Raw genomic sequence first — 2,437 nt, 5'->3', positions numbered from 1 at the left:
TGCCGAGGCCCTGGCCGGCCAGCTGGCCGGCCAGGGCCTCGGCATCCTCCTCCTCCTGCGGGTCCTCGGGCAGCAGCAGGCGGGATTTCAGCCATGCCAGCCAGGCGGCCATGACCAGCCAGTCGGCGGCGAGCTCGAGACGGACGCGCTGCGCCCCCTCGATCACCGCCAGATACTGGTCGACCAGCGCCAGGATGGAGATGCGGGCGATATCCACCTTCTGCGACCGCGCCAGCTCCAGCAGCAGGTCGAGCGGGCCTTCATAGACTTCCAGGCGGACGTGGAGCCGGTCAGGATCGGCGCTCGCGGTCATGTCCCGTGCCCGGCCAGCCACAGGATGGCGCGGAAGCCCGGGCCGGTCACCAGGCCGATCAGCCCGCCCATGATGTCGAGGCTGGGCGAGATGCGCGGCAGCACGAAGATCGCCAGCATGACGATGACCAGGCCGGCGCGCTCCAGCCGGGCCAGGGCCATGGCGGCGCGCCAGGGCAGCAGCCCGACCATGATGCGGCCGCCATCCAGCGGCGGGATCGGCAGCAGGTTGAACAGGCCGAGCAGCAGGTTGGCCATGATGGAGAGCAGGATGAAGCGGACGCCGAGATCCATCGCGTCCGGCGGCAGCACCCCCGACAGCTCCTGCAGCGGATGCGCCAGCATCGCCGCGCACCAGGCCAGGAAGACGTTCATCGCCGGCCCGGCGGCGGCCACCAGCACCATGCCGTAGCGCGGGTTGCGCAGCCGGCGGACATCCACCGGCACCGGCTTGGCCCAGCCGAACATGGCCTCGACCCGGCCGATGGTCAGCAGCTGCACCGCCAGCAGGATGCCGGGCAGGATCAGCGTGCCGACCTTGTCGACATGGCGGATCGGGTTGAGGCTGAGCCGGCCCTGCTGCTGCGCGGTGTCGTCGCCGAGCGCCAGCGCCGCATAGCCATGCGCCGCCTCGTGCAGGGTGATGGCCAGCACCGTCGCCAGGATGGCGACAAGCAGCTCCGGCAGCCAGTCGATCACGCGACGTCCTTCAGCAGCGCATCCCGGGCCGCGGCCAGGCCGGCGCGATCGGGGCTGGGAAGCCGGCGCGCCGCCACGGCCGCGCGCGACCGGGCCAGGCGCCGCTGCGCGTCCTCGGTCAGGACCGGGCATCCGGCCAAAGCGGCCTGGCTGTCGGCCAGCACCCCGGTGCAGTTCAGCGCCACGTCGCAGCCGGCGTCGAGCACCGCCGCGGTCAGCGAGGCCGGCGTGCCGGTCAGCGCCTTCATCGCCAGGTCGTCGGAGAGCAGCAGCCCGTCGAAGCCGATCTCGCCGCGGATGATCGTCCGGATGATCTTTGGCGACAGCGTCGCCGGCCGGTCGTCCAGGGCATCGAACAGGATATGCGCGGTCATGCCCCAGGCGCCGCTGTCGGCGAGGGCCCGGAACGGCGCGAAGTCAGCCTGGAGGTCTTCACGCGAAGCATCGACCCGCGGCAGCTCCAGATGGCTGTCCGCCATGGCGCGGCCATGGCCGGGGATGTGCTTGATCACCGGGATGGTGCCGGCCGCCTGCAGCCCGGCGACCCAGGCGGCGCCGAGCCGCGCGACCTCGGCCGGATCGGCGCCGAAGCCGCGGTCGCCAACGACGCTGTGGCGCCCCGGCAGGCGCAGGTCCAGCACCGGCGCGCAGACCACGTCCAGCCCGACGCCGCGGCATTCCAGCCCGAGCAGTGTGGCATTGGCGCCGGCCGCCGCCTCTGGCAGCCCCTCGAAGCGGCCGGCGGCGGGGAACGGCGGGAAATGCGGCGGACGCAGCCGGGCGACGCGGCCGCCTTCCTGGTCGACCAGGACCGGCGCGTCTTCGCCGAGCGCCTCGCGGATCGCCGCGGTCAGCCGCGACAGCTGCGCCGGATCCTGCACGTTGCGCGCGAAGAGAATGACGCCCAGCGGGCGGCATTCCCGCAGCAGCGCGGCTTCCCCGGCCAGCAGCACGGGGCCGGACAGGCCGATGATGGCGGCGCGCGGCGGGGCCATGACGCGTCCGGCGGCCTCAGCCGCCGAGCACGGCGCAGGCGCCGCCGCGGCTCTTCACCGTCTCGCAGAAGGAGCTGGCGGCGTCAGCCTCGAAGCCGCCGAGGCGCAGCCGCCACATGGTGGGCTTTCCCTCGCGCTCGAAGCGGGTGATCTGCGGGCTGCGGCCGCCGATCAGCTCCGGCACGCGCTTCGACAGGCGATCCCATTCCGAACGGGCGCCGGCTTCCGAATCCAGCGCGCCGAGCTGCACGGTGACCGTGCCGGCGCGGCTCGGCACCGGGGCGGGCGTTGCGGGCGCCACGGGCGGCGCGACGCGGGCGGCCGGGGCCGCCGGCGCAGCCGGGGGAGCGGTCGGCGCCTGGGGCGTCGCAAGCTGCGCGCCCGGCGGCGGTGGGGCCTGCGGGCGGGCAGGCTGCGCGGCGGGCGCGCAG

At 74.4% G+C, this 2,437-nt stretch carries 4 protein-coding genes; all 4 read right to left on the bottom strand.

Annotated features, from left to right (window positions below; genetic code table 11):
* A partial coding sequence (locus BKE38_RS27135) for a segregation and condensation protein A (protein ID WP_131829746.1) occupies positions 1–313 on the bottom strand: 313 nt, incomplete at its 3' end.
* The gene (locus tag BKE38_RS27130) at positions 310–1,011 is read right to left on the bottom strand and encodes a site-2 protease family protein (RefSeq protein WP_076960310.1); all 702 of its coding nucleotides are present in this window, start codon (positions 1,009–1,011) and stop codon (positions 310–312) included. The genes BKE38_RS27135 and BKE38_RS27130, both read right to left, overlap by 4 nt.
* Positions 1,008–2,006: a beta-N-acetylhexosaminidase gene (gene nagZ, locus BKE38_RS27125; protein ID WP_076960309.1), complete on the bottom strand. Its 999-nt coding sequence runs from the start codon at positions 2,004–2,006 to the stop codon at positions 1,008–1,010. Before nagZ ends, BKE38_RS27130 begins: the two co-directional genes overlap by 4 nt.
* A 16-nt stretch (positions 2,007–2,022) precedes the next feature.
* Positions 2,023–2,437: SPOR domain-containing protein (locus tag BKE38_RS33510; protein WP_242662586.1), on the bottom strand; the 415-nt coding region annotated here is incomplete at its 5' end.

Origin of the sequence: Teichococcus deserti, from assembly GCF_001982615.1 — a bacterium.
In the GTDB taxonomy this organism is placed as follows: domain Bacteria; phylum Pseudomonadota; class Alphaproteobacteria; order Acetobacterales; family Acetobacteraceae; genus Pseudoroseomonas; species Pseudoroseomonas deserti.
This window is presented reverse-complemented; position numbering and strand designations above follow the sequence as displayed.

What these genes read in the sequence shown, in the direction of transcription:
- nagZ (WP_076960309.1), bottom strand. Translation starts at nt 2,006, where the DNA reads ATGGCCCCGCCGCGCGCCGCCATCATCGGCCTGTCCGGCCCCGTGCTG.